Source organism: Streptomyces sp. NPDC001902, from assembly GCF_042891295.1.
In the GTDB taxonomy this organism is placed as follows: Bacteria; Actinomycetota; Actinomycetes; order Streptomycetales; family Streptomycetaceae; genus Actinacidiphila.
Map to the genome: position 1 here is coordinate 104,645 of NZ_JBIATA010000025.1, position 24,589 is coordinate 129,233.

Here is a 24,589-nt window from a genome sequence, read left to right on the forward strand (position 1 = left end):
GGCCTCGGGCACGCCACAGAGAGGGCCCGGGCCGTCATCAGATTTTGCTTTCGCTGACGCGGTGACATCGTGAACCAGGCATTTCGCACGAACATCCTTCCACCCCACGAGAAGGCGGAGTACTGGACGGACGCAGTCCACCAGGCAGTCACCAGACTTGAGATCCGGCCTCCGAAGGATGGCACGTTGTGCGGATCCCTCTGGCTGGCCTCGGTCGGTGCCATCCATGTGGGCCACGTCGAGGCAAGCCCTCAACGGATGGCCCGGACCAGAGGGATCATCGCCAACGACGCCGGCAACGCGCTCATCGTGAGCCTGCAGGAAGCAGGCAGCAGCGTCGTGGCGCAGGACGGACGCGAGACGCTCCTCACCCCCGGGGAACTGGTCCTGCTCGACTCCCGGCGACCCTTCTTCAGGGACTTTCCCGGCAGCTTCCGTCAGAACATTGCCTCCATCCCACTCGAGATGCTGGACCTTCCCGATGCGTACCTGGCCCGCGCCATCGGCCGGCCGTATCGCCCCACCCACTACATCGGCGGAATCCTCGCCGCGTACGTGACCAGGCTCGCCGCGGCGGCGGCGTCGGAGACCTGCCTGGCAGGAGCACAGCAGTACCTGGAGCGGGGGATGCTCGACGTGCTGACCGCGCTCGTGGCACACGACGGCAGGCTCGACGCCGACGTCACGCCCACCGCCGAGGAGACGATGCGGCTGCTCGTGCGCGACTACATCAAGGCCCACCTCGGCCGACCGGAACTCTCCCCGGCCGTGATCGCGGCTGCGCACCACATCTCCGTGCGCTATCTGCACAAGTTGTTCCAGGGCGAGGACATGACGGTCAGCCGATGGATCCACCACCAGCGGCTGGAAGCCTGCCGTGAGGATCTCGCACGTCCTGACCTGGCCGGGTTGACCGTGGCGACGATCGCGCAGCGATGGGGTTTCGTCAGTCCCGCGCACTTCAGCCGGACCTTCCGTGCCGCCTACGGCATCTCCCCGGCCGCGTGGCGCCGAATGGCCCTCGCCGATCTTCCCGGGCACCCTTGACCGGCGGCTACGACGAGGCGCCGTTCATGATCAGCGCCAGCGCATGGGCCTGACGCCTTCCGACGGGTCGGGGTCCGCCGGGCAGGGAAGGACCGCCCCACCCCCCTCTCCGTGGCGGGCCAGCGCGATCATCGCGAGATCGTCGGCCGGCAGGGCACCACAGTGGGCGACGATGTCCTCGAGGATCTCCGCCAGGACGTTGTGCAGGCGCTCGTGACAGAAACGGTGCCGGTCATGCCACGTCCACGAGGTGGCGCGTTCCAGGAGCGGGAAGGAGGTCCCGCTGCGGTCGCGGGCCTCGATGAGGCCGTCGGTGTACAGCAACAGCGTGTCGTGGGGGCCGAGTTCGAAGGCGTTCTCATGGGCGCGGATGTCGCACAGCGGGCTGAGCCCGAGCGGCGGGCAGGGCGTGCCGGGCAGCAGGACCAGTTCTCCCGAGCGTGCCCGCACCGGGGGCGGATGGCCGAAGTTGACCATGCGGGCGTCGGGCTCACCGTCCGGCACCTCCAGGATCAGCGCCGTCGCGAAGCGTTCGTCCGCGTCGCAGCGTGCGTCGTCGTCCGCGTCGGCCAGGTACCGCAGGAAGCTCTCCTCCAGGTGGGTGGACAGCTCGACCAGGGAGACGGGCTGCGGCGCCCATTCACGGAAGGCTCCGAGGATGGCGATGACGTCGAGGAACGAGGGCAGCCCTCTCCCCCGGACGTCGCCGATGATGATGCGGGTCGCCGCGTCGGCCCGGGCGACCGCGTAGAGGTCCCCGCCCACCCGGGCCTGCCCGCCGCAGGCGTGGTAGACGGAAGCGAGGTCGAGGCCGCCGACACGCGAGGGAAGCGGTCGCAGCAGCACATCTTGCACGGCGTCGGAGACGGCGAGGGCACTCGCCGCCCGACGGCGGTACAGCCGGAGCAGCCTGCCGCATGCCACGGCCGCCGCCGGTGCCGCAACCAGCTACAGGAGACGGCAGGCGCTCTTCACCCGACCGCGCAGGGGAACGGCCGCGCAGATCGTGAGTACCCCCAGCAAGGCCCCCGCGATGGGCACGAGCCGTACCACCCGCATGTCGTCGAATTGCTTGAGACCAGTCATGCCGCACCTCTCCTTTCCCACGCACCCGCCCTGTCGGTGGGAGGCTGCGGCGGCCGCCGGGGCGGACGCTCATCGGGGATCCGGTAGTCGTCGCGCCACGACCGTAGGCGAGGCGGAGCAACGAAGCTTGCGCAGCGGCGCATGAGATCTTGACCATGCACGCAGCATCCCGAACGGGGTCCCAAGAACGACCGGACGGGATGACGGGATCCACCTCATGTGGCCCGCCCAAGGGCCTGCGGATAGGGATCGTGGACGGGGCTGCACTACGGCCGACGGCACCCGGAACCGTTGACGTCTCCCGGCGCATCATGGTGCGGGCCTGCATGAGACCGGCTGTTCGGGGCACACGGTGACTGACACGGCGGACAACTCAAGGGTGATGACGTGACGGTATCCACGCAGCAGTCCACGGACGTCATCGAGCACCCTGCGGGATCGGTGCCCACACGGGCCCTCCAGGACGCGGGTCTGCCGTGGATCGAGGACGCCGGCACCATCGCGCCGAAGGATGCCCGCCAGTTGTCGAAGCTGTTCTTCGACCGGCTGCAGAGCATCGAAGAGGGCACAGCCGAGTACAGCTACGCGCGCAACACGCTGATCGAGATGAACGTGTCTCTGGTCCACTTCGCCGCCCGTCGTTTCCGAAGCCGCGGTCCCGAGGAGCAGGAGGACATCCTGCAGGTCGGCACCATTGGCCTGATCAAGGCCATCGACCGGTTCGACCTGAGCCGCGAGGTCGAGTTCACGACCTTCGCCGTTCCCTACATCGTCGGAGAGATGAAGCGGTTCTTCCGCGACACCTCCTGGGCCGTGCATGTGCCGCGACGCCTGCAGGAGTTGCGGGTGGAACTGGCCAAGGCTCGTGACCACCTCACTGCGGTCCTCGACGCCCCGCCCAGTGTGGCGGAACTGGCGGCGTACCTGGAGATCGGCGAGGAGGAGGTCATCGAGGGTATGGTCGCCGCCAACGGCTACAGCGCCGGCTCCCTCGATCTGCCCACTGACGAGGAGGGTGAGGGTGGCAGCCGCTCCTACGCCGACACGATAGGTGCCTGCGACCCGGCGATCGAGAAGGTCGAGGACTTGCGGGCGCTCGCACCCATGCTGGACCAGTTGGGTGAGCGCGAACGTGTCCTCTTGCAGATGCGGTTCGGCCAGGAGTTGACCCAGTCCCAGATCGGCGTCGAACTCGGGCTCTCCCAGATGCACGTATCCCGGCTGCTTTCACGGCTGCTCTCCAAGCTCCGTGCGGGGATGCTCACCGACTCCTGAGCCCGCGTCCTCCCGGGGGTGGCCGATCATCGCCGCCTGCGGCCGCCACGTGCCCGCCCGGAGGAGCGATCAGGACTCTGCTCCTCGTCCTCCTCTTCGTCGCCCTCCTCTTCTTCTCCGTCCTCTTCTTCTTCGTCCTCGGGGTACTCGTCCTCTTCTTCCTCTTCGTCCTCCTCTTCGTCGCCCTCCTCTTCCTCTTCGCCCTCTTCTTCCTCTTCGCCCTCTTCTTCCTCTTCGCCCTCTTCTTCTTCGTCCTCGGGGTACTCGTCCTCGCCTTCCTCTTCGTCCTCCGGGTACTCGCCCTCCTCTTCCTCTTCCTCCCCCTCTTCGCCCTCGGGGTACTCCTCCTCGTCTTCGTACTCGTCAGGCTCCTCCGAGCCTTCCTCTTCGGCGGCCTGCTCTTCTTCCTCGATGGCTTCCTCGTGCGTCCGGACCACTTCGCCGTCGCGGATCTCGCCGCGCCAGCCGTCCGCTTCCTCGTCGGTGAGGGTCACGTAACGCTGGAAGTGCTTGAAGTCCAGGCGCAGACGACGCCCTTGGGCGCGCCAGATGTTTCCGGTCTTCTCGAAGAGGCCAGAGGGGTAGTACTCGACCACGAGCACGATGCGGGTGAGGCTGGGTGCCAATTCGTGGAAGCTCACGCAACCGCGCGTGGTGCCCTTGGCGCCCTCCGAGGTCCAGACGATGCGTTCGTCCGGCACCTGTTCCTGCGTAGTGGCCTTCCATCCGCGTGTCGACGGGCCCACCTTGACCTTCCAGTCGCTGTCCTCCTCCTTGCCCCGTGACGCACTGCGGACGCCCTTGGTGAAGCTGCTGAACTTCTCGTACTGAGTCCAGTGGTCGTAGGCGAAGCGCAACGGCACACCCACGTCCAGCACTTCAATGATGTTCATGACCTTGGGCGTACCGGACTTACGGCCCTTGCCCCCTCCGCCGCCGAACACCCCCTTGACCTTGTCGACGACGCTGTCCTTGATGCTCTTCGCCTTCTCACCGATCAGAGCCTTGACCGGTGAGTCCCCTTGGAGCATTCGCAGACCCGCCTTGGGGAGCACGCCGCCCCCGTCAGCCACACCCTGGAGCCCGCTGGTGACGTCGCCGAGTTTGTCCGTGGCCTTGTCCGCCAGATTCTGTACCTGGGCCCCCAGGAAGCTCGTGAACGCGCCGCGCAACTGGTCGAGCCCCGAGCCCTGTTCGCCTTCGCGTGTCGTGCCGGCCATGGGCCTACCTCCGCCGTGTGGATGCCTTCTTCGCCGCCGTCTTCTTCGCCGCCGTCCTCTTGGCCGGAGCGGAGGCCTTCTTCGCAGCTGCCGTCTTCTTCGCGGGAGCGGAGGACTTCTTCGCCGCCGTCGTCTTCTTCGCGGGCGCCGTCTTCTTCCCTGTCGTCTTCCTGGCCGGCGCCTTGTGGGGAGCCGCCTCGGCCGGGCGGCGGGTTCCGCCACGACCGCGCGCACCCTCGTCCCGGCCCGCGTCCTTGCGAGCTGCCCGGCGACGCCTGGGCTCGGGCTTCTCCGGCTCCTCCTCTTCCGTCTCTGCCTCACCCTCGGATGTTCCCTCCTCTTCCTCCTCCTCGGGCTCCTCGGGCTCCTCCTCTTCCTCCTCGTATGCGTCCTCGGGCTCCTCCTCTTCCGGCTCCTCTTCCTTGCGCTTGCCTATGCGCTCAGTGCGTGCCTGCAGGGAGTCGGCCAGCGCCGAGAGCTTGCGGTCGGCAACCGCGCCCATCGCCTGACGGCCGGCTTTCAGAGCCTCACCGCGTAGCTGCTCGCTGAGTTCTTCGAATTGCGGAAGTTCACGCAGCCTCTTGACCCCTTCCGTCAGCAGCTGTTGGGGTTCGAGGCCGACCCGCCGTCCGGCCAGGTAGGTCGCGATGCCGAAGGCCAGCCGCCCCTTCTTGGTCCGGCCGAGGATGTAACCTCCGGCGACCGCGACGGCAAGAGCGACTTTGGGTACGTCGTTCATCGAGTTTCCCTTCGAGAGGGTTACCGAGCTGGTGTTCCGGGTGGCGCCCGCCGTCGCCGGGAACGGGGGCTCGCTCGTCAGGGCGAAGCGCCCACGTGGGGTGGCGGGCAGTGGCCGCGCTGCTCGCTCCGCTATCTCCAGTCTGGGTTGTGACGTCAGCAGGCGCATGTGGAGAGCGGAACGCCATGGAGAATTGCGGCCACCCGATCCGCGCCTCCGCGGTCCGTGAGTCGCCCTGCCACCTCATGCGCCGACGTGGGCGGGCTCCTAGCATGAGGTGTATGTGCGCAGATGACGTCCAGCGGCCTCTGAGGCAGCCGGACTTCACGGCCCACACCGTGCCCACCAGCGCAGTTCCTGGTCACAGGGCAAACGGGACGCGTCAGCGAGCGGTCGGTCTTACCGAGGCAACCGGACACGGAGCCGCGGGGGCCGCCCACCAGGTTGGCGAGATGGCGGAGGCGGCCGCCGGGGCCATGGAACTGCTGAAACCGAGACTCCGTGGCTGGTTGCACGCCGGCATGTTTCCGGCCTCACTGATCGCGGGCATCGCACTGATCTGCCTTGCACGCACGACTCTGACGACGCTCGCCTGTGGAATCTCCTCCGCGTGGCTGCTGTTCGGCACCAGCGCGCTCTACCACCGCGGCACCTGGCGTCCTCGCGGTGAGACGGTCCTGCGCCGACTGGACCACGCCAGCATCTTCGTGATCATCGCCGGCACGTACACACCCCTGACCGTGGTCCTTCTTCCCAGCACAGACGAGCCGTCCTGCTGGGACTCATGTGGGCCGGCGCCCTCGCCGGAGTCGCCTTCCGGGTGCTGTGGGTGGGGGCTCCCCGCTGGCTGTACACCCCTTGCTACCTTGCGCTCGGCTGGTCCGGTGCCTTCCTCCTACCGGACTTCCTGCGCGTCGGCGGGGCCTTGGTGGCGATCCTGATCGCCACCGGCGGAGTCCTCTACACCGCAGGCGCAGTGGTGTACGCGACGAAGCGACCCGACCCCTCTCCGCGCTGGTTCGGCTTCCACGAGGTGTTCCACACCTTCACCCTGGCTGCTTTCACCGCCCACTACGCGGCGATCGCCCTGGCCGCGGTATGACCGGCATGAGGCCTGCGGTTCCTGGCGTGCGCAGCGGGACCCGTGGAGCGTAGCGTGGGATGTGTCCGCCCGGCTGGCCGTGTGAACACCCCACGAGGCCCGGGCCCCAACCGGGCGGGCCCAGGCTGTCCGCAGCATCGCCCCCTCCCGGTTTGCCGCAGCCGAGGCCCGCTTGCGGCAAGGGAATGGATTCCTGCCTCTGATCAGTGGTGACAAGCCTCCACGGGAGGAGCTCATGGCCGTACAACACCGTTTGGTGGGCGGATCCCCACAGGAGGTGTGGGCCGCCCTCGCCGACGGCTCGCGCTACGGCGAGTGGGTCGTCGGCCCCTCACATTCCCAACAGAGCGACGACCGGTGGCCGCACGTCGGGTCCTCCATCGAGTTTGATCCAGCTCCGGCACCGCAGCATGCTCGGCAGGCCGGCCGGCGCCGTGGAGAACGACGTCAGTGAGCAGGAGAAGGCGAGCTGACCCGCGGTTTGCGTGCGCGGGCCGGCGCTGACGGTGCTCCGAGGCGTCCTTGTTCGCAGCGAGGATACGGGCCTCCATGCTGGTGCCATGGACGGCAGCACCGCCGCCCCACGCCGGCAATCGTCTTCGTTGTCCCCGGCACCGGACCGCTGGTGGCTACGGTAGTCGTGTGACAGTCCATTCGATGACGGTGTGCGATCGATCCAACACTTTCTGATGTACCGGAGGCGGTCGTGGGGGCACGGAGACGTTTGCACGAGGGCCTCGCGATCCCAGGCGAGACGCGGCCCGACGGCCTGCCCGTGGCACTGTCCGATCGACGGCGGCTGGCCGCGGTGGAGGCGACCGGGTTGCTGGACACCGGCCCCGAGGCGGCATTCGACGACCTGGCCCAGCTCGCGGCCTCGGTGACCGGCTGCGGGCGGGCGTTCATCACCCTGGTCGACGAGCGTCGTTCGTTCTGGAAGTCCTGCGTCGGGGTGGACGCCGGGGAGGTGGCCGAGCGGCAGATCCCTGTCCGGGAGAGTTTCTGCCCGTTTGTGGTCGGCCGGCACGGGGAGCCGTTCGTGGTCGCGGACGCCGCCGCCGACCCCCGCACGAGTGGCCATCCCGCGATCACGCGTATGAAGATCGGAGCCTGGGCCGGGTACCCGATCCTCGCCCCGGGCGGAGAGGTGCTGGGCAGCATCAGCGTGGTGGATGAGAATCCGCACACCTGGCAGCCCCAGGAACTGGCGGAACTGGCCACGATCGCCCGCGCGGCCAGCAACGAGATCAACCTGCGCACCTCGCTGGCCGTTGCCCAGGACGCCCTCGAGACCGCAAGCACGCTGGCCCGCAGCCTCCAGGACAGCCTGTTGCCCCCGGTACTGCAGAAGGTCCCCGGCCTGGAGACGGCCGCCTCGTACTTGCCGGCGGCCGGTGGCAGCACCGTGGTGGGCGACTTCTACGACCTATTCCGGGCCAAGGGGCCTTGGTGGTGCACCGTGATGGGCGACGTGTGCGGGAAGGGCACCGAGGCGGCCAAGGTCACCGCCCTGGCCCGCTACACCCTGCGCGCCGAAGCCACCCAGCACAAGTCCCCCGCCTCGGTGCTCGATCACCTCAACTCCGCCCTCATGGAGCAGCGCAAGGGAGAGCGGTTCCTGACCGCCGTCTACGCCACTTTCCGCACCACACCCGCGGGAATTGCGGGGCGGCTGTGCACCGCGGGACACCCCCCGGCCCTGATCCGCCGGGCCAACGGCCGCATCCAGGAGGTCGGACGGTCCGGAAGCCTGCTGGGCATCCTCGCCGACGTCAGGCTGACCGACGTACCGTTCCGGCTCGCCCCCGGTGACGCGCTGCTGCTCTACACCGACGGCGCCACCGAGGCCCGGGCCCGTCGCACCGCGTCTTCCGGCGCCCGGCCGCAGTTCGGCGAGGAAGCACTGGCCGCCGCCTTCGCCGGATGCCGAGGAATGGATGCGCAGGGCATCGTCACCCACCTCGGCGACCTCATCGCCGAGCACACGGGTGACTGGGCCAGCGACGACACCGCGCTGCTCGCCCTGCGCGTCCCCCCGCGTCCCTGACGGGGCGTGGGTCGGAGCGGGCGGCCTTGCCGGTGCCCACCGCGCCCGATGAGGGCGCCCTATTCGACGCGTCGCGCTTTGTGCCTGCCGACGTCGAAGCGCGCCCGGGTGGGCAGTTCGGTCAACCCGGTGCTCTCGCGCGCGTGCGCGACCGGGCCGTGACACAGCGCCTGCAGGACCGGGGCGGGTGCGGCGTGATCCGTCAGCGTGACGGCCACGTCGAGCCGGGGGTGCGCCGGGCGTCCGCTCATGTGGGCGCCCGCCCGCCCGACGCCGGGCAGAGCGCTTGCTTCAGCGGCCACGGCGTCGCTGAGGGCGCGGCCGCGCAGTTCGACACCGTCGGGCGGAGGCGTTCCGCCCAGGTGCACCGAGCCTGGACGTTGGCGTCGGAACTGGGCGATCAGCCACAGGAGGGCCAGGACGGTCGCCAGCGTGAGGCCGGCGATGACGGCGGGCCACCACCACCAGCCCTGGTCGCTCCAGCGGATCCGGTCCGCGTTGCTGAGCAGGACGTCATTGTGCGTGGTCAGCGGCCAGCCGGCGGGCGCAGCCACGTGAACCCGACGGTAGAGGTCGAGAGCTGCGGTGAGGATCAGCAGCCCGCCACCCAGCAGCACCAGGCCGCTGATGGCCAGGAGGAGGCGGTTGAGTGTGGATCGGCCGTTCATGGCGCGCTCCCGGGCGGGGTCAACGGGTGTGGTGTCGTAGGCGGACCGCCAGCCGTGGGGCATGTGCCAGAGCGAGCTGGCGGCACTGGTCCTGCAAGGCCTGGGTGAGGTCGTCGCGGACGGTCGCCGGGTCGCGGAAGCGGACGTCCGCTCGGGCGATGACGCGGCGGCGTCCGACCCGGACCCGGGCTCGGGCTATGCCCGGGACCCGCATCGCGGCGTCGCGCAGCACCAGTTCGGCTCCCCGACGGTCCAGCCAGGCCCGCAGTCCGGTACAGCCCTCGGGGGCCCGCAGCGGCAACTGCCGGCGCAGGCCTGGGGTGAGCGCGAGGACGAGCAGCCACAGGCCGAGGAGGACGGCGACGCAGGCGCCGACCAGCAACCACAGGTCGTCGACCGGGCGGCTGGCCAACTCGTCGGCGAGACCGGTGCGCCACGCCCCGGCGCGCTGCCCGGCACGCACGGCGATCACGTCGTACAGCACCACCCCGAAGGCGCAGACTGCCACCAGAGCCACCACGGTGGCCGGGATGCGGCGCGCCGACCACAGGCGAGGTGACCTCGCCCCACGGCCGTCGCGCGCCGGCGACCTCGCTGCGGGAGCACGGATGCCGGGCCGGCCCGGGTCTGCGGCTCTTTCGGTCTTGGGCCGCGATGCATGGCGACCGGGAGGTGCGATACCGGAGGGGAGAGTCATGGGGGTTCCTTGGTCTGTGCGTGACGATGGCCGGTTCCGTCCGGCGCCGCCGAGGCGGCGGGGTCACTGAACACGGTCGGGTCCGCCGACGGTGGCCAGGCGCCGGATCGTCAGCGTGACGTCGCGGACGTCCAGCCCGGTCAGTTGGGCCACCCGTTCGGCGACCTCGCGCTGCAGTTGCCGGCAGGTGACGGCGATGTCAGCGGGGTAGGGAAGGTCCACCGACAACGCCAGTTGTGCCGTTCCGCCGTACGTGGTCGCACGCGCCCCCGGTGCGGCCAGCTCCGTGCGCGGCTGCCTCGGGCCGACGAGTCGGCGCAGCGCCGTGCCGGCGACCCGGACGGCGATGCGGGCCACGACCCGGTCGGGTATCACCGTCGCGCCACGCGCGGCAGGCGGCACGCGGCCGTGGACGTCGTCCGCAGGCTCGCCGGGGGGACGGCCGGACGAACCGGCGGCACGGGTGGTGGTGTTCACCGTGGCCGCCGGGCGGACACGTCCCGCTGCCGCCGGGTGAACACGTCGGAGTCACCCTGCAGGACGAGACCGACGCCCAACCCCACGGCGCCCAGGACCGCTACCAGGAGGAAGGCCCAGAACCCGCCGAAGAAGCCGGCGAATCCCAGTGCCATTCCGGCTGCCAGACCCACTGTCGCTGTATTCATGATTCACTCACCTGTCCCGCGCCGGCGTGTGCCGCCGCCTCGGGCGCGCTTCGTGCCGCGTGGGTGGACCCACTGACGGCCCACTGACGGGGTCATCGGACGCGGCCCTCGCCCGGCTCGGTTTCGTCTTCCTCTTCGTCGTCGGGCAGCTTCACGTCGTCGACGACGAGGTTCACCTCGACGACCTCAAGGCCGGTCATGCGTTCCACGGCGGAGATCACGCTGACGCGGACCTCTGCTGCCACATCGGGGATGGCGTAGCCGTACTCGACGACGACGTCGAGGTCCAGCGCGGCCTGGCTCTCGCCCACCTCGACCTTCACCCCGCGGCTCACGCTTCCGGTCCCGCCGCCGGGGACGCGTTCGCGCATGGCGCCCATGGCCCGGGCCATGCCCGCGCCGAGGTTGTGGATCCCGGGGACCTCGCGAGCGGCAGTTCCCGCGATCTTGGCCACGACGCCGTCGGCGATGGTGGTCTGGCCCCGCGTTTCGGGGGAGGTGTTCGCGCCGGTCGGCCCCTTGAGCATCGTCCCGGTCCCGGCGGAGCCGTCCTGTCCGGTGAAGGGACGGTCGGTGGTGTCCGTCATGGCAGTCGCCTCGATCAGTTGCTGCGGGCACCGGTACGGCGCCCGTCACAGGTTTGGACACATCCGGGAGGCAATTCGTCATGCATATGCGCGAACGGGCATCACATGCCTGAAGGCGGGCACGCGTAACAGCGCAGGGAGGAGGTGCGGTCATGACGCACAGCGCCGGCACTTCCCCGCGCCGATCGGCCGCACTCGGCACGTCCCCGGGCCCCGTTCCCCCAGGCCTGGCCGACGGCCTGCCGTCCGCGCCGGACGACCTGCTGGCGACCCGGGCCGGCGAAGGCGACGAGGAGGCATTCGCGATCCTGGTGCGGCGTCACAGCCGCCCGCTGCTCGCCCTGGCCTTCCACACGCTGGGCAACCTGCAGGACGCCGAGGACGCCGTCCAGGACGCTTTCATCAGCGCCTGGCGGCGCCTGCCCGATTTCCGTCACGGCGCGGCGTTCAGGACCTGGATGTACCGCATCACCGTCAACCGCTGCCTGAACTCGCTGCGCCACCGGCCGGCCCCGGTACCGTTGAACTCGGTGGCCGAACCCGCCGCCCCCGGAATGCGGAGCTCGCCGGCGCGGGCAGCCGAACAGGACGCCCTCACCGACGCCCTGGCCGGTGCGCTCGGCGCGCTGGAACCGCAGCAGCGCATCTGCTGGATCCTGCGGGAACTGCACGGACTCCCCTACTCCCAGATCGCCCACGTCACGGGCACCACCGAGCAGACGGTCCGCGGGCGACTGTACCGGGCACGACGAACCCTGAAGGAGGCACTGGGCCCATGGCGCTAGACGACCATCCCCCCCGGCCTCCGGCGGACGGCTGCCCTCTCGACGAGGTCCGCCGTCACACCGGCGACGAAGTGCTCACCTGCGGGCGCACTCTCAGTCACGCCTGGGAGCAGGCCAGGGACACCGGTCCGCCCGTGGACCCCCACCTCGCCGAGTGCTCGTACTGCCGCGATGCCGTCGACGGCCTGGCCGCACTGGACAGGGCGACGCAGGCGCTGCGGGAGCAGGAACCACCCAGCACACAGAGCCTCGTCTCCCGCGTCATGGACATCGTCCGCAGCGAGGTACTGCTGGGGCCGATGCTGCCGCTGGGCGACCCCACGCGCACTCTGCGGATCGCCGAACACACCGCGGCCGGCGTGCTGCGGAGCGCCGCGGACTCGGTACTCGGCGTCACGACCGCCAGTTGTCGCCTCACCCGAGCCGACGAGCCGACGGGCATACGCGTGAGCATCGCCCTGGCCGCCGCTCTGAACCGCCCTCTGCCCGAGACCGCGGCACTGGTGCGACACGCGGTACGGGACGCCGCGCACAACGCGCTGGGCCTGTTGGCGGCCGCGATAGACGTCACGGTGATCGACGTACGCTACGCCGGATGGCCGCCGAGCATCTCGGAGCCCGCGCACGGCGGGCCGGAACCCGGCCCATGACGGGTTGCGACCCTGCCGACATCCGCCGGAGCGCCGCCGAGGCCGCCCTCGGGGTCGACGGGGTGCTGGGCTTGCAGCCCACTCTCGCCAGCCGTCTCGCCCGAGCCGCTTCACGCCCGGTTCCGGGATCAGCACACGACAGGTTCGCGTCGCCGCTGTCGGGCATCCGCGTGGCGCGCGACCCGGACGGCTCGGGCTGGCAGGTGGAGATACGCTGCGTCCTCGCCGAGGGTCACCGGGCCGTGGACGTCGCCCGCACGGTCCACGACCGGACCCGGGCGTCACTCATGCCGCTCGTCACGGCCCGCGGGAGCGGGGAGGCCCTCACCGTGACCGTCACCATCACCCGGATCGCACGGAGCCGTGCGTGACCCGGCCCCGAATGGGCCCGCGTCCACCGTCGTCGCTGCGAAACGGCGTCGAGAGACTAGGGATTCGTCTCCCGCTTCCCGCGCGGAGGCCCGCCGGACGGCTCCTGCGGGTCCACCCCGGTGGTTTCCGAGGCGTCCTCCGTCCCGCTGGGACGTCCCGAGGGGCCCCGTCGCCCCGTGTCCTGGATGCCCCTCTTGCCGGACTTCCCTGACCGCTCCTCGCCACTGCGGGAGATGCCTTCCACGGGCGTGCCTTCCAGCGAGTCCTCAATGTCCTGCCGGCTCGGCTCGCGGTTCTTCCCGCCCGGCGCATAGGTGTCCGGGTGGAAGGAGCGATGCGCGCTCGGGTTCTCCTCCTGACGGGTCGCGTCCACATCCTGCGACCATCCGTGCTGGTCATCGCCCTTGAACCGGCTCGGACCCTCGCCCTGCCGGCCCTTACTGTGCTTCTTCACCATGACAGCCTTCCTTCATCAACCCCCAGAGGAATGATTTGCCCTATCTGCAACCATGCCCAATATTCGACAGTCAAACGGGCATGCGCGGGGCCACAGGGCAACGTCGCCGTAGCGACCGGCGAAACCTGAGAGCCACCGCCAGGGGGACTGCCGGGGAATACGGAAGGGGCCGGCCCCCGAAGGGTGCCGGCCCCGACCTTGATGCTTTCCGACGTCAGCCGATCGGAACGATGTTCTCGGCCTGCGGGCCCTTCTGGCCCTGCGTGACGTCGAAGCTCACCTTCTGGCCCTCCTGGAGCTCGCGGAAGCCCTGGGTGGCGATGTTCGAGTAGTGGGCGAAGACGTCAGCGCCGCCGCCGTCCTGCTCGATGAAGCCGAAGCCCTTTTCCGCGTTGAACCACTTAACGGTGCCAGTTGCCATGATGAAGCATCTCCTTCTGGAGCAGTTGCCTGAAGTCCACACTGCGCGGACTCCTGTCGCCGCAATGACCCTCCGGAAGGACCGGAAAAACAAAAATGCACCTGTGGGTCAGGTGCACATAACGTTCATGGGTACCAAAACTGCAACACATCAAAGCTAACACACATGCTCCGCCGGCGGCGGATCACGCAGACCGAATTATTCGTGTCGTTCTCCTGTCGCTCCGGCAGCCTTACTGTGCGACGCTGACCCCCCGAGGCACATCCGACCATCGTGTGGAGACCCAGTGCGCTGCATCATCGCCGGTTACCCCTTCGACCTCACCCCCAGCGAGGTGCAGCAGGCCATGAGCGGCGTCTCCCCCGAACCCCTGGCCGGCGAGTCCGTACGTATCGGGCAGCAGTACTACCCGGTCAAGCAGGTGGGCGCCGTGATCACCCGCCAGGATCGACGCGACTTCACCGCGGCGGAGGTCACACGTGCCATGACGCGCCTCGGATTCACCTGCCACACCGTCACCGCCGCCACCGACGTCTGATCGTCGGTGGCCCTCACCTCGGCGGGCACCCGGCGCGGGGGCCGTCGGAAGCGACGACGGAGTCCATGAGACGGCGCGCCTCATCAGGCGTCGCGCCCGGAGGCACGACCAGGAGGTCGCAGCGGCCGACCCCGTAGGACACCAGACAGATGGTGTTCGGCCGCGGGGTCGCGGCGGCCCGGTTGATGTGCATGCTCCGGCCGCCGAACCGCAACTCCTGCGGCCCCATGCGCCACATCGGACCGCTCACCGTGATGCGGCTGATGCCCGGCCAGCGTTCGTCCAGGGCCGCCAGCAGACCGGGCAGGCCCTTGCCGAGATCGTGGGTCCGCGGCCACCACACGCCGTCCAGCCAGTGCGGCCCCAGGTCGCGCCGGACCAGCCTGACCCGGACGGGCCCTTCCTCGGCCCCAAGGCGGGCGGACTGCATGCTGCCGATGGGCATCTCAGCCACCCGTCCGTGAAGCGGCGGCGAGCCGATCGTCGTCGCGGCCATGACGCCGCCTTCCGGCCCGGCTGGCGCGCCGGGCGTCCTGTTCCGACGACGACGCCAACGCTGATGCCAACGCACGAAATGCCTTCGGTGCCCCCACCGTACTCCTGATTACCGACGATCAAGGCCGTTATGGCTCTGACCAGCGAGAACGGAGGCTCCACCTGGTTCGAGGCCGGTGGGCCGCCCCGGCGGCTCCTCAAGCGGCCCGGGGGCCGCGGCCCGCACCGCCTTGAGGTGCAGCTGTTCAGCTATTCATTGCCGGCGGCAGGATCCCCGTCACCGAGCCCCACCCACCAGCTTCCGCTGTCGTTCACCAGGAGCAGTTCCTGCCGCTGCCCCGTCTTGTCATAGGTCAGGACGATGTCGTTGAAGTACGGGACCGTTCCTTCGACGACCACGGGCTCGACATGGCCCTCGGCTCCGTCGGAGTACTCACGCACGAACGTCGCGGCGTCCTCCTGGGGGTGCTCGTACGCCGGACCGGACAGCTTCGCCAGCCCCTCGACGTCTCCCGCCTTGAGCCGCTGTACGTACACCTTGATGAGGGTTTCCACCTCGTCGGCCGCCTCCGCCACATCCGGGTAGTCCGATTCCTCGGCCCGGACCGTCACATCGACTCCCGGCGAATCGGCGAGCACGTAGGGCGTCCGGAAGAACGCCGCCCCAACACCGAACGCAATGCCGGCGACGGCCACCAGGGACACCGCCCCGGCCACCGGAACGGTGCGGCGCAGTCCGAGCCTGTGTCTGATGCTCAGGTCGGCCGCACGGGCATGCGGAAGTTCCACGCCTCTTGGACGCACGGTTCCCCCCATTGCGATGTTTCTCCGTGTCCTACGGAGACGGTCGTGGCGATCTCCATATAAAATTGGTCTGTCCGCGACAAGAATCGCGCAGCAAGTCCACCAGCGCGCCCGGCGCACCGTCAGGACGCATTGGGCCAGGGACGTTTACGTCCATTCGTCTTCTCTTCCGAGCCGCGTGACCTGCGGCGAGAGTAGTTCCCGCCACCGGGCGGGGCGTCACACCCGAGACATCCTTCACAGCTGCACCTGCAGGGCAGCTGTTTGGGCCGGGGATGTGCCTTCGCCCGCTCGAACTACCCACCGCAGGAGAAATCATGAGGCTGGGCCATGCCGTCCGTCGTACCACCGCCGCCGTGGTCGCCGTCAGCGCGATGTCCCTCGGCTTGGTCGCGACCACCGCCGGAGCCGCGCACGCCGTCGCGTCGTGCACGGGTGACGTGTCGATGTACGGCACGCTGTCCGACGGCCGGCTGACGTACACGCAGATCGAGCCGAACACCGGCGACCGCGTGAAGACGCTCATCGGCCCGAACCTCGGCTTCACCCCCAAGGCGATGGCGTCCCTCAACTTCAACACGGTGCTGGTCACTTCGACGACCGGCGACCTCTACCGGGTCGACGTGCAGACGAACAACACGTCCCTCACGCTCGCGGGCGTCGTCAAGATCTGGGACGGCGGCTGGACCTTCGACAAGTTGGTCTACGACGGCGCCGGTCACCTCTACGGGACGGTCGACGGCCAGCTCCACCAGTACTTGGTGTCGCAGGCCAAGCCCGCAGGGTCCGCCCACATAGGCCAGCACGTCGTGATCGACACCGGCTTCGTCCTCAAGACGCTCGCCGCCGCGGGCGACGACCGCATCATCGCCTCGACCGCGGACGGCCGACTGCTCAGCTACAAGATCAACGGCGTGAACGACTGGGACAGCTCGGTCCTGAAGCCGAGCGGCTGGTCGGCGGTGGACTCGCTCTCCTCGCCGGGCGGCGGCCTCTACTACGGCCGTACCAACGGCGGCATGTACTGGTACCACGACTCGGACCCGACCGACGGTGACGGCAGCGACATCGCGTACCACTCCGACGACCCGGTGGACGCGTCCGGCTGGACCCAGAGCCTGCTGTCGGCCTACGCGAACAACTGCGCCTACGTGGCGCCGGCCCCGCCCAAGTCCGTGCTGGGCGGCACCATCTACCGCAACGAGGTCATCGCCCGGGCCAAGGACTGGTACAACCGCAACATCCAGTACAGCCAGAGCGCCTACGCCACCGACGTCGACGGGGACCACTCCTACCGCACCGACTGCTCCGGCTTCGTCTCCATGACCTGGCACCTCACCACCTCGCTCACGACCGAGACCCTCCCCAGCGTGAGCACGCAGATCAACAAGGCCGACCTCAGGCCCGGTGACGCGCTGAACGACTACTCCGACCACGCGGTCCTCTTCGCGGGCTGGAAGAACCAGGACGCGGGCACCTTCTACTACTACGCCGAGGGCAGCACGGCCACGGACAAGAACTACTCGACCGCGAACGTCTACAGCGGCGACATCGGCGGCCACCCGGCCTCGTCGTACGTCGCCCTGCGCTACAAGAAGATCGCCTGACGCCCCACCCGACGCCTCGAAGGCCCCGCCGGTCCCCGCGGGGCCTTCGAGGCTTCCTCGACCCGGAGCTCCGAGCGCTTCAAGCGCCTGCGTGCGAAGGGGCGGCAGGCCTACACTCGGAAGATGACCTTGGAATGGGAACAGGTAATCGTTCACTCGGTGAATCCGGTGGCCTTGGGGCAGTGGTGGGCCGAGGCTCTCGGCTGGGTCGTGGTCCACTCCTCCGACGACGAGTTCGAGATCCGGCCGGAGCCGGATCGCATGCCAGGGTTGGACTTCGTCCGGATCAACGAGCTCAAGCAGGGCAAGAGCCGCCTGCATCTCGACTTCAGGCCCGATGACCAGGACGCCGAGGTGGCCCGTCTCGAGGCCCATGGCGCCAAGCGCGTCGACATCGGCCAGGGTGACCAGTCGTGGGTCGTCATGGCGGACCCGGAAGGCAACGAGTTCTGCATCCTCGGCAACCGACGTCAGTGAGAACCCCCGCGCCTGACACCGATCCACTCAGGCGGACGGCGGCGGCCGACGCCCACCAGCCATAAAGGGCGGCGCCCCTTCGCTACGAAGGGGCGCCGCCCTTTGCATGCCCGGCGGCGTCAGTACGAGGTGTTCGCCCGCAGGAAGGTCAGGCGGTGTCGGGTGGTCGCGGGGCGGCCTACTGCCAGCCTGCGTCCGCCGGGGTGACCTGCCAGCCGGCGTCGGCGACGAGGACGGAAGAGGACGGAACCGCGTCGGCCGTGGACGGACGCGTGACCATCGGGGCGGCGAGAGCCGCAGCGACGACGAGAGAGCAGACCGCGGCGACCTTGGCGATTCGGTTGCGAAGCATGCCTGGTTCCGTTCCTTCCGGAGGAGAGATGCGATGTCCGGCCCGTCCTCGCGTCCCGCGGTGACGCTCGGCCCGGCCGGTGACCAATAGGTTCGTCGCAGCTCAAGCCTGTGGAAAGGCTTCAGGGATGGACGGAAGGGCCTTGGACTGATGCGTCCACACGGGCCGGTTCAGTCCACGGGCCGCCGCGGCCCAGCTCGTCTCCGAGTACGCCGAGCTCCGCCCCGCCACCAGCCATCCCGGGGTGGAGCATCTGGTGGGCCTCGACCGGATACGCGACCGGCTGACCGTGCTCACCCGCGAGGTACGCGAGGAATTCCTGACCTTCGCCCCTGGCGGTCCGCAGACCGCGGAGAACATGGCCGCTTCACGGCCGCTCAACGAGGACCTGCTCGACCGCGGGGTGCGCATGCGCACGATCTACCTCGACAGCGTCCGCACCCACCGGGCCACCGTCGAGCACGCCACCTGGCTGGCCGGACTGGGCGGCCTGATCCGCACGACCCCGTCCCTGCCGACCCGGATGATCATCATGGACCGGCTGACCGCCATGATCCCGGTCAGCAGCGACGACACCGCCGCGGGCGCCGTCCTGCTGACCGGCCAGGGCACGCTCACCGCGCTGTGCGCGCTCTTCGAGACCACCTGGGACGCCGCCCAGCCGCTCGGCGAGATCGTGCCGACCGACCCGCACGGACTCACCGGCCAGCAGGCGACCACCCTCCGGCTCCTGGCCGAGGGCCACACCGACGAGGCGATCGCCAAGCGGCTCGGGGTGTCGCACCGCACGGCCCGGCGGCGCCTCCGAGCTGATGGACCGCCTCGACGCACGCAGCCGTTTCGAGGCCGGCGTGCGCGCCGTGCAGCGGGGCTGGCTGCCGGCCCGGTTCTGAGGCCCGGGCCGCAGGCACCGGCCTGGTGGGCCTTTGCGGCGCGTCGGCCGCAAGACCACGTCGGACGGCGTGGGGTGTGGCTACGCTTGTCGAGTTGTCCGCGGCCACCACCGCGGGCACGGCCCGAGGGCCCCGATGGCGACACGGGGCCCTTCTCCTTGTCCGGGCGGCCCCGGCCAGGGGGCATCGTGAAACACAGGCCGGAGCCGCTGCCGAGACGGTGATCGCGGCCGGCGGAACCGCGCCGGGAGCCCGCCCGGCCCCGTGCACCATCACCACACGCAACCGGGCAGGCGGCTCCCTAGGGTCGCCTAGCCTCCCACGCGCTACCGAAACCTCGGGAGACGAAGCCCTTACGACGCATCGGCTCGTGATCAGCGCGGACGACGTCGCTCGCCTCAGGGTGCGCTCAAGGCCTGCCCGCTCCGAAGGGATACACGCCAGGCGGTCCGCGGGAATCCCCGGATTAGCGACGCGAAATGCGGAGGCCCTCGTTCGAGGGGGGTTACGTTCCACCCCCGGTGGGCCTGACCCCGGGTGGCGCCGACGCCGACGCCGGCGGCGGCGGAATCGGCCGGGACACGGAACAGCCAGGTCTTCAGGCCGCGCCCCGCCGGGGACGACTCGAATGCGCCGAAAGCCCGCACGTACGTCCGCTCGACCAGTCCCCCGCTGCGGCGCGGTCATCGGTCAGGTGGATCGACGCGGCGTACAGCCGGTCGAGAAACGGCACGGGGTCGCAATCGAACCCGGCGACGACGTCGGACGGGCGCGCCGCGTCGGTGCCGTCAAGGGCGCGGGAACGGCGGGCAGCCGCGGGAGGCCTGGTGCGGGAGGGGACCTGGCGGGGATGTGTCGCACAGCCGCTGATCACCTTTCTGAACACCCGCCCCGGCTCAGGTGGCCGGGGTCCGGCACATCCAGGGCACCATCCGCGCCGAAGGCCGGGACCCCCGGACCACACGGGGACGCGCCTCGGCGGCGGGGTGACGGAGCGGTCTTCGTTCTCGTCTTTCGGTGGCAGCCGCGTTCAGCCGAAAGTCGTAGCGGCGCCCCAAGGGGTCCGACTTCCGCCCGAAGCGGACGGCCACCGTCGCTTCATAGCCTTCCTGGCATGAGCTCCGGCTCGTGCACCACATCCGCGGGCGGCCCCGCCCGGGGCTGCAGGGCCGGGCCGAGCGCCCGGACCGGCGGGGGCTCACACCTCACCCACCTGCGGTGATGCCCTGAGCCTTCCCGGTCGCAGGGCACCGGCCTGACTGTGACACCTCCGAAGGGCACCCCATGCACCGCGTTCCACCGATCGGTTCCGCCGTCCGTACCGCCGACCCACTCCGTACGCTGCCCGGCCACCGGGCCGGGCCGGAGCTGCGGGTGGACCTGACGGCGGTCGCCGCGAACACCCGGGTCTTCGCGGCGCGCGCCGCCCGCGTGATGGCCGTGGTCAAGGCCGGCGGCTTTGGACACGGCGCGGCGGAGGCCGCTTCCGCCGCCCTGGGCGCGGGGGCGACCTCGCTCGGCGTGACGTCCGTCGAGGAGGCGCTGCACCTCAGGCGAGCGGGATTGCGGGTGCCGATCCTGAGCTGGCTCAATCCGGTCGACGCCGCTTTCGAGGAGGCGCTGCGGGCGGGTGTCTCACTGGCCGTTCCCGGGCACGAGCACCTGGCCGCCGTGGCCCGTGCCGCGTCCCGGACGGGCCGGACCGCCGAGGTCCACCTCCAGTTGGACACCGGGATGGCCCGCGAGGGTGCCGACCCCCGGGAATGGGCCGACCTGTGCCGTCGGGCCAGGAACGCGGAGCGTGCGGGCCTGGTCCGGGTGGTCGGCGTCATGAGTCACCTGGGCTGCGCGGACACCCCGGGCGACCCGTGCACCGACCAGGCCCTCGAGCTGTTCCGGGCGGCGACGGTCACCGCGGCCGAGGCCGGTCTGCGGCCGGCCCTCCGGCACGTGGCCGCCACCTCGGCGACCCTCACCGACCCGCGGACCCGGTTCGACCTGAGCCGTGTCGGCGCCGGGCTCTTCGGCATCGATCCGACGCGGACGACCCCGCTGCGGCCCGCGCTGACGCTGACCGCCCCCGTGGTCTCCGTCCGCACGGTCACCGCCGGGACCCGGGCCGGCTACGGGCACACATGGAGCGCCCGCCGCGGCACCCACCTGGCACTGGTGGCCGTCGGATACGCCGACGGGCTTCCCCGCGCCGCGTCAGGCCGGGCCGAAGTGCTCCTCGCCGGGCGCCGCCGCCCCGTCGTGGGCCGGATCTCCATGGACCAGATCATCGTCGACACCGGCGAGCACCCGGCCGCCCCCGGCGACGTCGCCACCGTCTTCGGCGCCGGTGACCATGGCGAACCCACCCTCCGGGAGTGGGCCCGCTGGTCCGGCACCATCGAGCACGAGATCGTCACCGGCCTGGGCGCGCGACTGCGCCGCACGGTGCAGCAGCCGGCGGTGGCCGCATGATCCCCGTGTCCGAGGCCCGGCGCGTCCGGGTCGCCGTGATCGGCGGCGGGCGGAGCGACGAGCACGAGGTGTCCCTGGCCTCCGCCGCATCCGTCGGCGCGGCACTCGATCCCACCGCCTACGACGTGCTGTCGCTCACCATCGGGCGGGACGGGGTGTGGCGGGACGCCGCCGGGCACCCGCTGGCGGGCACGCCCGCGGCGAGCCTGTCCGCGGCCCTGACCCTGCTCGCCGGCTGCGACGTGGTGTTCCCCGCGATGCACGGCCCGCAGGGCGAGGACGGCACGCTCGCCGCCCTGCTCGACCTCGCGGACCTGCCGTACGTCGGCGCCGGTGTGCGCGGCGGCGCCCTGGCCATGGACAAGTGGGCGACCAAGCTGGTGGCCGAAGCCGTCGGCATCGCCGTCGCCCCGGGCTTCCTGGTCACCGCCGCCAACGCCGACCAGGTGCGCTTCCACGGCCCGGTCGTCGTCAAGCCCGTCGCCGCGGGGTCCAGTCACGGAGTGGCCCTCGTCACCGAGGCGGCAGAGCTCGCCCCGGCCGTCGCCGCGGCGCTCCGGATCGACGACCGGGTCCTGGTCGAGGACCTCGTGAGCGGACGCGAGGTCGACCTCGCCGTGCTGCAGCGCGCGGACGGGCGCCTGACGGTCGGGCCGCCGCTGGAGATCCTGCTGGACGACGGCCGCCTCTTCGACACGGAGCAGAAGTACGACGGCGGAGCCCGGTTCCGCATACCCGCCGCCCTGTCCGCCGCCGAGCTGGACCGGCTCACCGAGGCGTCCCTCGACCTGTTCACCGCGCTGGGGTGCCGCGGAGTGGCCCGCTGCGACTTCTTCCTCACCCCCGACGGTCCCGTGCTGAACGAGGTCAACACGATGCCCGGCATGACCGCCCAGTCCCAGGTCCCCAAGATGTTCACGCACCAGGGCCTGGGCTACCCCGCACTCCTCGACGAACTGGTCCGGGGGGCGCTCGCCGCACCGGACCCGTCCTCCCCGGCGCAGGTGCGGCCGTGACCGGGCAGCACCGCCTCACCACCGACCAGGGTCCCGGCGCCGCCGCGATCCATCACGAGAGCAACGGAGGGCACCACCGCATGCACCACCTGCTGCGCACCGCCAGGGTCTACGCCCAGACCGTCTTCGACGTCGTCGTCCTGGGCACGGGAACGGACGACATCCACACGAAGCCGGAGCGCACAGCGCCTCCGCCCCCGGCGCCGGACGCGGCCACACCGATGGTGCGCGCGGATGGATCCGGGGCTTCCGGGGCGTATCGGTGACACTGGAGGCGACACCCGGAGCGGTTTCCGCTCGGCAGGCGAGCGGAAGTGGAGACGACGAGAACGTGGGCACCACAGCGGACGGCGTCTTCGAACGGGCGGTGCGGGGCATCGGGTGGCTGGCGGCCACCGGGGCCCTGCTGGTCCTCGGCATCCTGGACGTGAGCCTGAACCAGGCCCATCCGTTCACCGTCCTCCTGGCGATCATGGTCGCCCTGGTGACGCCACGGCTGACCGCCGTCCCCCTGGGCAACGGCGCGCTGTGGCTGGGAGCCCTCGTGCTGCTGGCGACGCTCGCCACTCCGCCGGCCGACTACAGCACCGTGCCGTTCGGGTTCACCGCCGCCGCCGTGACCGTCCTGGTCATCGGGGTGACCGCATGGCGGGCCGAGCCCATGCGCGCCTCCTTCGCGGTCATGCTCCTGCTGGCGGGGCTGGTGCTCGAACCCCTGAAGTCCCACCAGCGCATCGCCCTGGCCCTGGCCCTGGCCCTGGCGCTCGGCGGCGTGATCGCCGCCGCCACGGGCCTGTCCGTACGGATGCTCCAGACCAACCGCCAGCGCCAGGTGACCGCCGCCCAGCTGGCCCAGCGGACGGGCATCGCGTCGGACCTCCACGACTACGTCGCCCATCACGTGACCGGCATGGTCGTGCTCGCCCAGGCCGCCCAGACCGTGGCGGCGAGCAAGCCGCAGGCCGTGCTTCCCGCCCTGGAACGCATCGAGGCGGCCGGCGACGAGGCCATGACCGCCATCCGCCGCATGGTCACCCTGCTGCGCGAGCCCGACGCCCAGGCCCGCCTGTCACCACCGGGCACGATCGCCGACATCGCCTCCCTCGCGGGACACTTCACCTCCGAGACCGGTCCTGACGTGAGGCTGCGCATCGAGGGCGACTTCGACGACATCGCCATCGACGTCCAGTCGGCGGTCCACCGGGTGGTCATGGAGGCCCTCACCAACGTGCGCAAGCACGCGGACGCGGTCCGCACCCTCGACATCCACGTGCGCCGCCAGGACCGGCCCGACGCGGTGACCGTCGAGGTCACCAACGACGGCCGCAGCCGTGGCGGCCACCACCCCGACGGCGGCTACGGCCTGGCCGGCCTGCACGAGCGCGCCGCGGCACTCGGCGGTTCCCTGAACGCCGGCCCCCGGCTCCCGGAGGGGTGGAGCGTGCAGGCCCGGATCCCCGCCGGGGGGGCACGATGACCATCCGTGTCCTGCTGGCGGACGACCAGGCCATGGTCCGCACCGGGTTCTCCCTCATCCTCGGCGCGGAGGACGACATCGAGGTCGTGGGAGAGGCGAAGGACGGCGTCCAGGCCCTGGAGATGTCCCGCACGCTCAACCCCGACGTCGTCCTGATGGACATCCGCATGCCGCGCATGGACGGCCTCCAGGCGCTCCGGGAACTCAACCGCCCCGGAGCCGGCGACGCCCCCAGGATCGTGGTCGTCACCACCTTCGACGACGACGAGTACGTCTACCAGGCACTGGACAACGGAGCCTCCGGATTCCTCCTCAAGGACTCCGGCCCGGCGCTCCTGACCGAGGCGGTGCGCGCGGCGTACTCCGGGGAAGCCCTGGTCAGCCCCGCGATCACGATCCGGCTGCTGCGCGGCATCAAGCCGCCCCGACCCGCCGCGCCGGAAGCCTCCGACCTGTCCTCCCGCGAGACGGACGTCGTCCGGCTGGTGGCCGAGGGCAAGACCAACGCGGAGATCGCGGCCGAACTCTTCGTGTCGCTGGGAACGGTCAAGACCCACCTGGGCAACGTCCAGACGAAGCTCTCCGCCCGCAACCGCGTCGAGATCGCCCTGTGGGCCTGGCGCACGGGCCTCGCCGGCGGGTAGGG

Annotated in this window: 28 protein-coding genes and 2 pseudogenes; 16 read left to right on the forward strand and 14 right to left on the reverse strand. The window is 70.5% G+C overall.

Features of this window, described 5'->3' with window-relative positions; genetic code table 11:
- The first annotated feature begins 69 nt into the window (after positions 1-69).
- Positions 70-1,047 (forward strand): helix-turn-helix domain-containing protein, encoded by a 978-nt coding sequence (locus tag ACFYYN_RS32670; RefSeq protein WP_500548606.1) that lies wholly within the window; start codon positions 70-72, stop codon positions 1,045-1,047.
- Positions 1,048-1,077: 30 nt separating this feature from the next.
- Here ACFYYN_RS32670 and ACFYYN_RS32675 read toward each other — a convergent pair whose 3' ends face one another.
- Positions 1,078-1,971, reverse strand: coding sequence for a PP2C family protein-serine/threonine phosphatase (locus ACFYYN_RS32675; RefSeq protein WP_500548607.1), 894 nt, complete (start codon positions 1,969-1,971; stop codon positions 1,078-1,080).
- 24 nt (positions 1,972-1,995) lie between these two features.
- A complete protein-coding gene (locus ACFYYN_RS32680; RefSeq protein WP_500548608.1) occupies positions 1,996-2,133 on the reverse strand; it encodes a hypothetical protein in 138 nt (45 codons plus the stop codon).
- 387 nt (positions 2,134-2,520) lie between these two features.
- Here ACFYYN_RS32680 and ACFYYN_RS32685 point away from each other — a divergent pair, with 387 nt between their 5' ends.
- Entirely contained in the window at positions 2,521-3,408 is an 888-nt protein-coding gene (locus ACFYYN_RS32685; protein ID WP_500548609.1) for a SigB/SigF/SigG family RNA polymerase sigma factor, read from the forward strand.
- Between the two features lie 26 nt (positions 3,409-3,434).
- On the opposite strand, the gene ACFYYN_RS32690 is transcribed toward ACFYYN_RS32685, so the two are convergent.
- Both ACFYYN_RS32690 and ACFYYN_RS32695 read right to left on the reverse strand, forming a co-directional pair.
- Entirely contained in the window at positions 3,435-4,628 is a 1,194-nt protein-coding gene (locus ACFYYN_RS32690) for an SRPBCC family protein (RefSeq protein ID WP_500548610.1), read from the reverse strand.
- Between the two features lie 4 nt (positions 4,629-4,632).
- Positions 4,633-5,367 (reverse strand): histone protein, encoded by a 735-nt coding sequence (locus ACFYYN_RS32695; RefSeq protein WP_500548611.1) that lies wholly within the window; start codon positions 5,365-5,367, stop codon positions 4,633-4,635.
- 452 nt (positions 5,368-5,819) lie between these two features.
- On the opposite strand from ACFYYN_RS32695, the pseudogene trhA reads away from it, so the two are divergent.
- Positions 5,820-6,469, forward strand: a pseudogene (gene trhA, locus ACFYYN_RS32700) (PAQR family membrane homeostasis protein TrhA).
- 775 nt (positions 6,470-7,244) lie between these two features.
- Complete coding sequence (locus ACFYYN_RS32705) at positions 7,245-8,516, forward strand: PP2C family protein-serine/threonine phosphatase (protein ID WP_500548612.1); 1,272 nt, start codon at positions 7,245-7,247, stop codon at positions 8,514-8,516.
- A gap of 59 nt (positions 8,517-8,575) precedes the next feature.
- Here the strand turns inward: ACFYYN_RS32705 and ACFYYN_RS32710 are convergent, their stop codons facing one another.
- From ACFYYN_RS32710 to ACFYYN_RS32730, 5 genes are all read right to left on the reverse strand, one after another.
- On the reverse strand, positions 8,576-9,184 hold the full coding sequence (locus ACFYYN_RS32710; protein WP_500548613.1) for an alkaline shock response membrane anchor protein AmaP: 609 nt from the start codon (positions 9,182-9,184) through the stop codon (positions 8,576-8,578).
- Positions 9,185-9,203: 19 nt separating this feature from the next.
- Positions 9,204-9,692 (reverse strand): DUF6286 domain-containing protein, encoded by a 489-nt coding sequence (locus ACFYYN_RS32715; protein WP_500548614.1) that lies wholly within the window; start codon positions 9,690-9,692, stop codon positions 9,204-9,206.
- A 252-nt stretch (positions 9,693-9,944) separates the two neighbouring features.
- Positions 9,945-10,358 (reverse strand): Asp23/Gls24 family envelope stress response protein, encoded by a 414-nt coding sequence (locus tag ACFYYN_RS32720; RefSeq protein WP_500329176.1) that lies wholly within the window; start codon positions 10,356-10,358, stop codon positions 9,945-9,947.
- A complete protein-coding gene (locus ACFYYN_RS32725; protein ID WP_500548615.1) occupies positions 10,355-10,546 on the reverse strand; it encodes a hypothetical protein in 192 nt (63 codons plus the stop codon). The genes ACFYYN_RS32720 and ACFYYN_RS32725 overlap by 4 nt, the downstream gene beginning before the upstream one ends.
- Before the next feature lie 92 nt (positions 10,547-10,638).
- Entirely contained in the window at positions 10,639-11,133 is a 495-nt protein-coding gene (locus tag ACFYYN_RS32730; protein ID WP_500329178.1) for an Asp23/Gls24 family envelope stress response protein, read from the reverse strand.
- Between the two features lie 152 nt (positions 11,134-11,285).
- On the opposite strand from ACFYYN_RS32730, the gene ACFYYN_RS32735 reads away from it, so the two are divergent.
- Genes ACFYYN_RS32735 through ACFYYN_RS32745 form a run of 3 tightly spaced genes read left to right on the forward strand, consistent with a single transcriptional unit; the run spans position 11,286 to position 12,939 of the window.
- Positions 11,286-11,918, forward strand: a complete 633-nt coding sequence (locus ACFYYN_RS32735; RefSeq protein ID WP_500548616.1) for an RNA polymerase sigma factor — start codon at positions 11,286-11,288, stop codon at positions 11,916-11,918.
- On the forward strand, positions 11,909-12,568 hold the full coding sequence (locus ACFYYN_RS32740) for an Asp23/Gls24 family envelope stress response protein (RefSeq protein ID WP_500548617.1): 660 nt from the start codon (positions 11,909-11,911) through the stop codon (positions 12,566-12,568). Before ACFYYN_RS32735 ends, ACFYYN_RS32740 begins: the two co-directional genes overlap by 10 nt.
- Positions 12,565-12,939 carry an Asp23/Gls24 family envelope stress response protein gene (locus ACFYYN_RS32745; protein WP_500548618.1) on the forward strand — a complete coding sequence of 125 codons (375 nt, stop codon included), beginning with the start codon at positions 12,565-12,567 and terminating at the stop codon, positions 12,937-12,939. Before ACFYYN_RS32740 ends, ACFYYN_RS32745 begins: the two co-directional genes overlap by 4 nt.
- A gap of 56 nt (positions 12,940-12,995) precedes the next feature.
- On the opposite strand, the gene ACFYYN_RS32750 is transcribed toward ACFYYN_RS32745, so the two are convergent.
- Both ACFYYN_RS32750 and ACFYYN_RS32755 read right to left on the reverse strand, forming a co-directional pair.
- Entirely contained in the window at positions 12,996-13,397 is a 402-nt protein-coding gene (locus ACFYYN_RS32750; RefSeq protein WP_500548619.1) for a hypothetical protein, read from the reverse strand.
- Between the two features lie 214 nt (positions 13,398-13,611).
- Positions 13,612-13,818, reverse strand: coding sequence for a cold-shock protein (locus tag ACFYYN_RS32755; protein ID WP_499509778.1), 207 nt, complete (start codon positions 13,816-13,818; stop codon positions 13,612-13,614).
- Positions 13,819-14,104: 286 nt separating this feature from the next.
- On the opposite strand from ACFYYN_RS32755, the gene ACFYYN_RS32760 reads away from it, so the two are divergent.
- Complete coding sequence (locus ACFYYN_RS32760; RefSeq protein WP_500329183.1) at positions 14,105-14,356, forward strand: SCO5918 family protein; 252 nt, start codon at positions 14,105-14,107, stop codon at positions 14,354-14,356.
- Positions 14,357-14,369: 13 nt separating this feature from the next.
- On the opposite strand, the gene ACFYYN_RS32765 is transcribed toward ACFYYN_RS32760, so the two are convergent.
- The gene (locus ACFYYN_RS32765; RefSeq protein ID WP_500548620.1) at positions 14,370-14,801 is read right to left on the reverse strand and encodes a DUF5994 family protein; all 432 of its coding nucleotides are present in this window, start codon (positions 14,799-14,801) and stop codon (positions 14,370-14,372) included.
- Between the two features lie 299 nt (positions 14,802-15,100).
- Positions 15,101-15,667: a hypothetical protein gene (locus tag ACFYYN_RS32770; protein ID WP_500548621.1), complete on the reverse strand. Its 567-nt coding sequence runs from the start codon at positions 15,665-15,667 to the stop codon at positions 15,101-15,103.
- Between the two features lie 305 nt (positions 15,668-15,972).
- On the opposite strand from ACFYYN_RS32770, the gene ACFYYN_RS32775 reads away from it, so the two are divergent.
- Entirely contained in the window at positions 15,973-17,262 is a 1,290-nt protein-coding gene (locus ACFYYN_RS32775; protein ID WP_500548622.1) for a tachylectin-related carbohydrate-binding protein, read from the forward strand.
- A 123-nt stretch (positions 17,263-17,385) separates the two neighbouring features.
- Positions 17,386-17,739 (forward strand): VOC family protein, encoded by a 354-nt coding sequence (locus ACFYYN_RS32780; protein ID WP_500329187.1) that lies wholly within the window; start codon positions 17,386-17,388, stop codon positions 17,737-17,739.
- A gap of 178 nt (positions 17,740-17,917) precedes the next feature.
- Here ACFYYN_RS32780 and ACFYYN_RS32785 read toward each other — a convergent pair whose 3' ends face one another.
- Positions 17,918-18,091: a hypothetical protein gene (locus ACFYYN_RS32785; RefSeq protein WP_500548623.1), complete on the reverse strand. Its 174-nt coding sequence runs from the start codon at positions 18,089-18,091 to the stop codon at positions 17,918-17,920.
- A gap of 178 nt (positions 18,092-18,269) precedes the next feature.
- Between ACFYYN_RS32785 and ACFYYN_RS32790 the strand changes: the two are divergent.
- The 6 genes and pseudogenes from ACFYYN_RS32790 to ACFYYN_RS32815 form a co-directional block, all read left to right on the forward strand.
- Positions 18,270-18,984: pseudogene (locus ACFYYN_RS32790) on the forward strand (helix-turn-helix transcriptional regulator); the annotation flags it as partial.
- A 1,284-nt stretch (positions 18,985-20,268) separates the two neighbouring features.
- On the forward strand, positions 20,269-21,450 hold the full coding sequence (gene alr, locus ACFYYN_RS32795; protein WP_500548624.1) for an alanine racemase: 1,182 nt from the start codon (positions 20,269-20,271) through the stop codon (positions 21,448-21,450).
- Positions 21,447-22,466, forward strand: a complete 1,020-nt coding sequence (locus ACFYYN_RS32800; RefSeq protein ID WP_500548625.1) for a D-alanine--D-alanine ligase family protein — start codon at positions 21,447-21,449, stop codon at positions 22,464-22,466. The genes alr and ACFYYN_RS32800 overlap by 4 nt, the downstream gene beginning before the upstream one ends.
- On the forward strand, positions 22,463-22,732 hold the full coding sequence (locus tag ACFYYN_RS32805; RefSeq protein ID WP_500329193.1) for a hypothetical protein: 270 nt from the start codon (positions 22,463-22,465) through the stop codon (positions 22,730-22,732). Before ACFYYN_RS32800 ends, ACFYYN_RS32805 begins: the two co-directional genes overlap by 4 nt.
- 65 nt (positions 22,733-22,797) lie before the next feature.
- Entirely contained in the window at positions 22,798-23,943 is a 1,146-nt protein-coding gene (locus ACFYYN_RS32810) for a sensor histidine kinase (RefSeq protein WP_500548626.1), read from the forward strand.
- Positions 23,940-24,587, forward strand: coding sequence for a response regulator (locus ACFYYN_RS32815; protein ID WP_500329195.1), 648 nt, complete (start codon positions 23,940-23,942; stop codon positions 24,585-24,587). Before ACFYYN_RS32810 ends, ACFYYN_RS32815 begins: the two co-directional genes overlap by 4 nt.
- Positions 24,588-24,589: the final 2 nt, after the last annotated feature.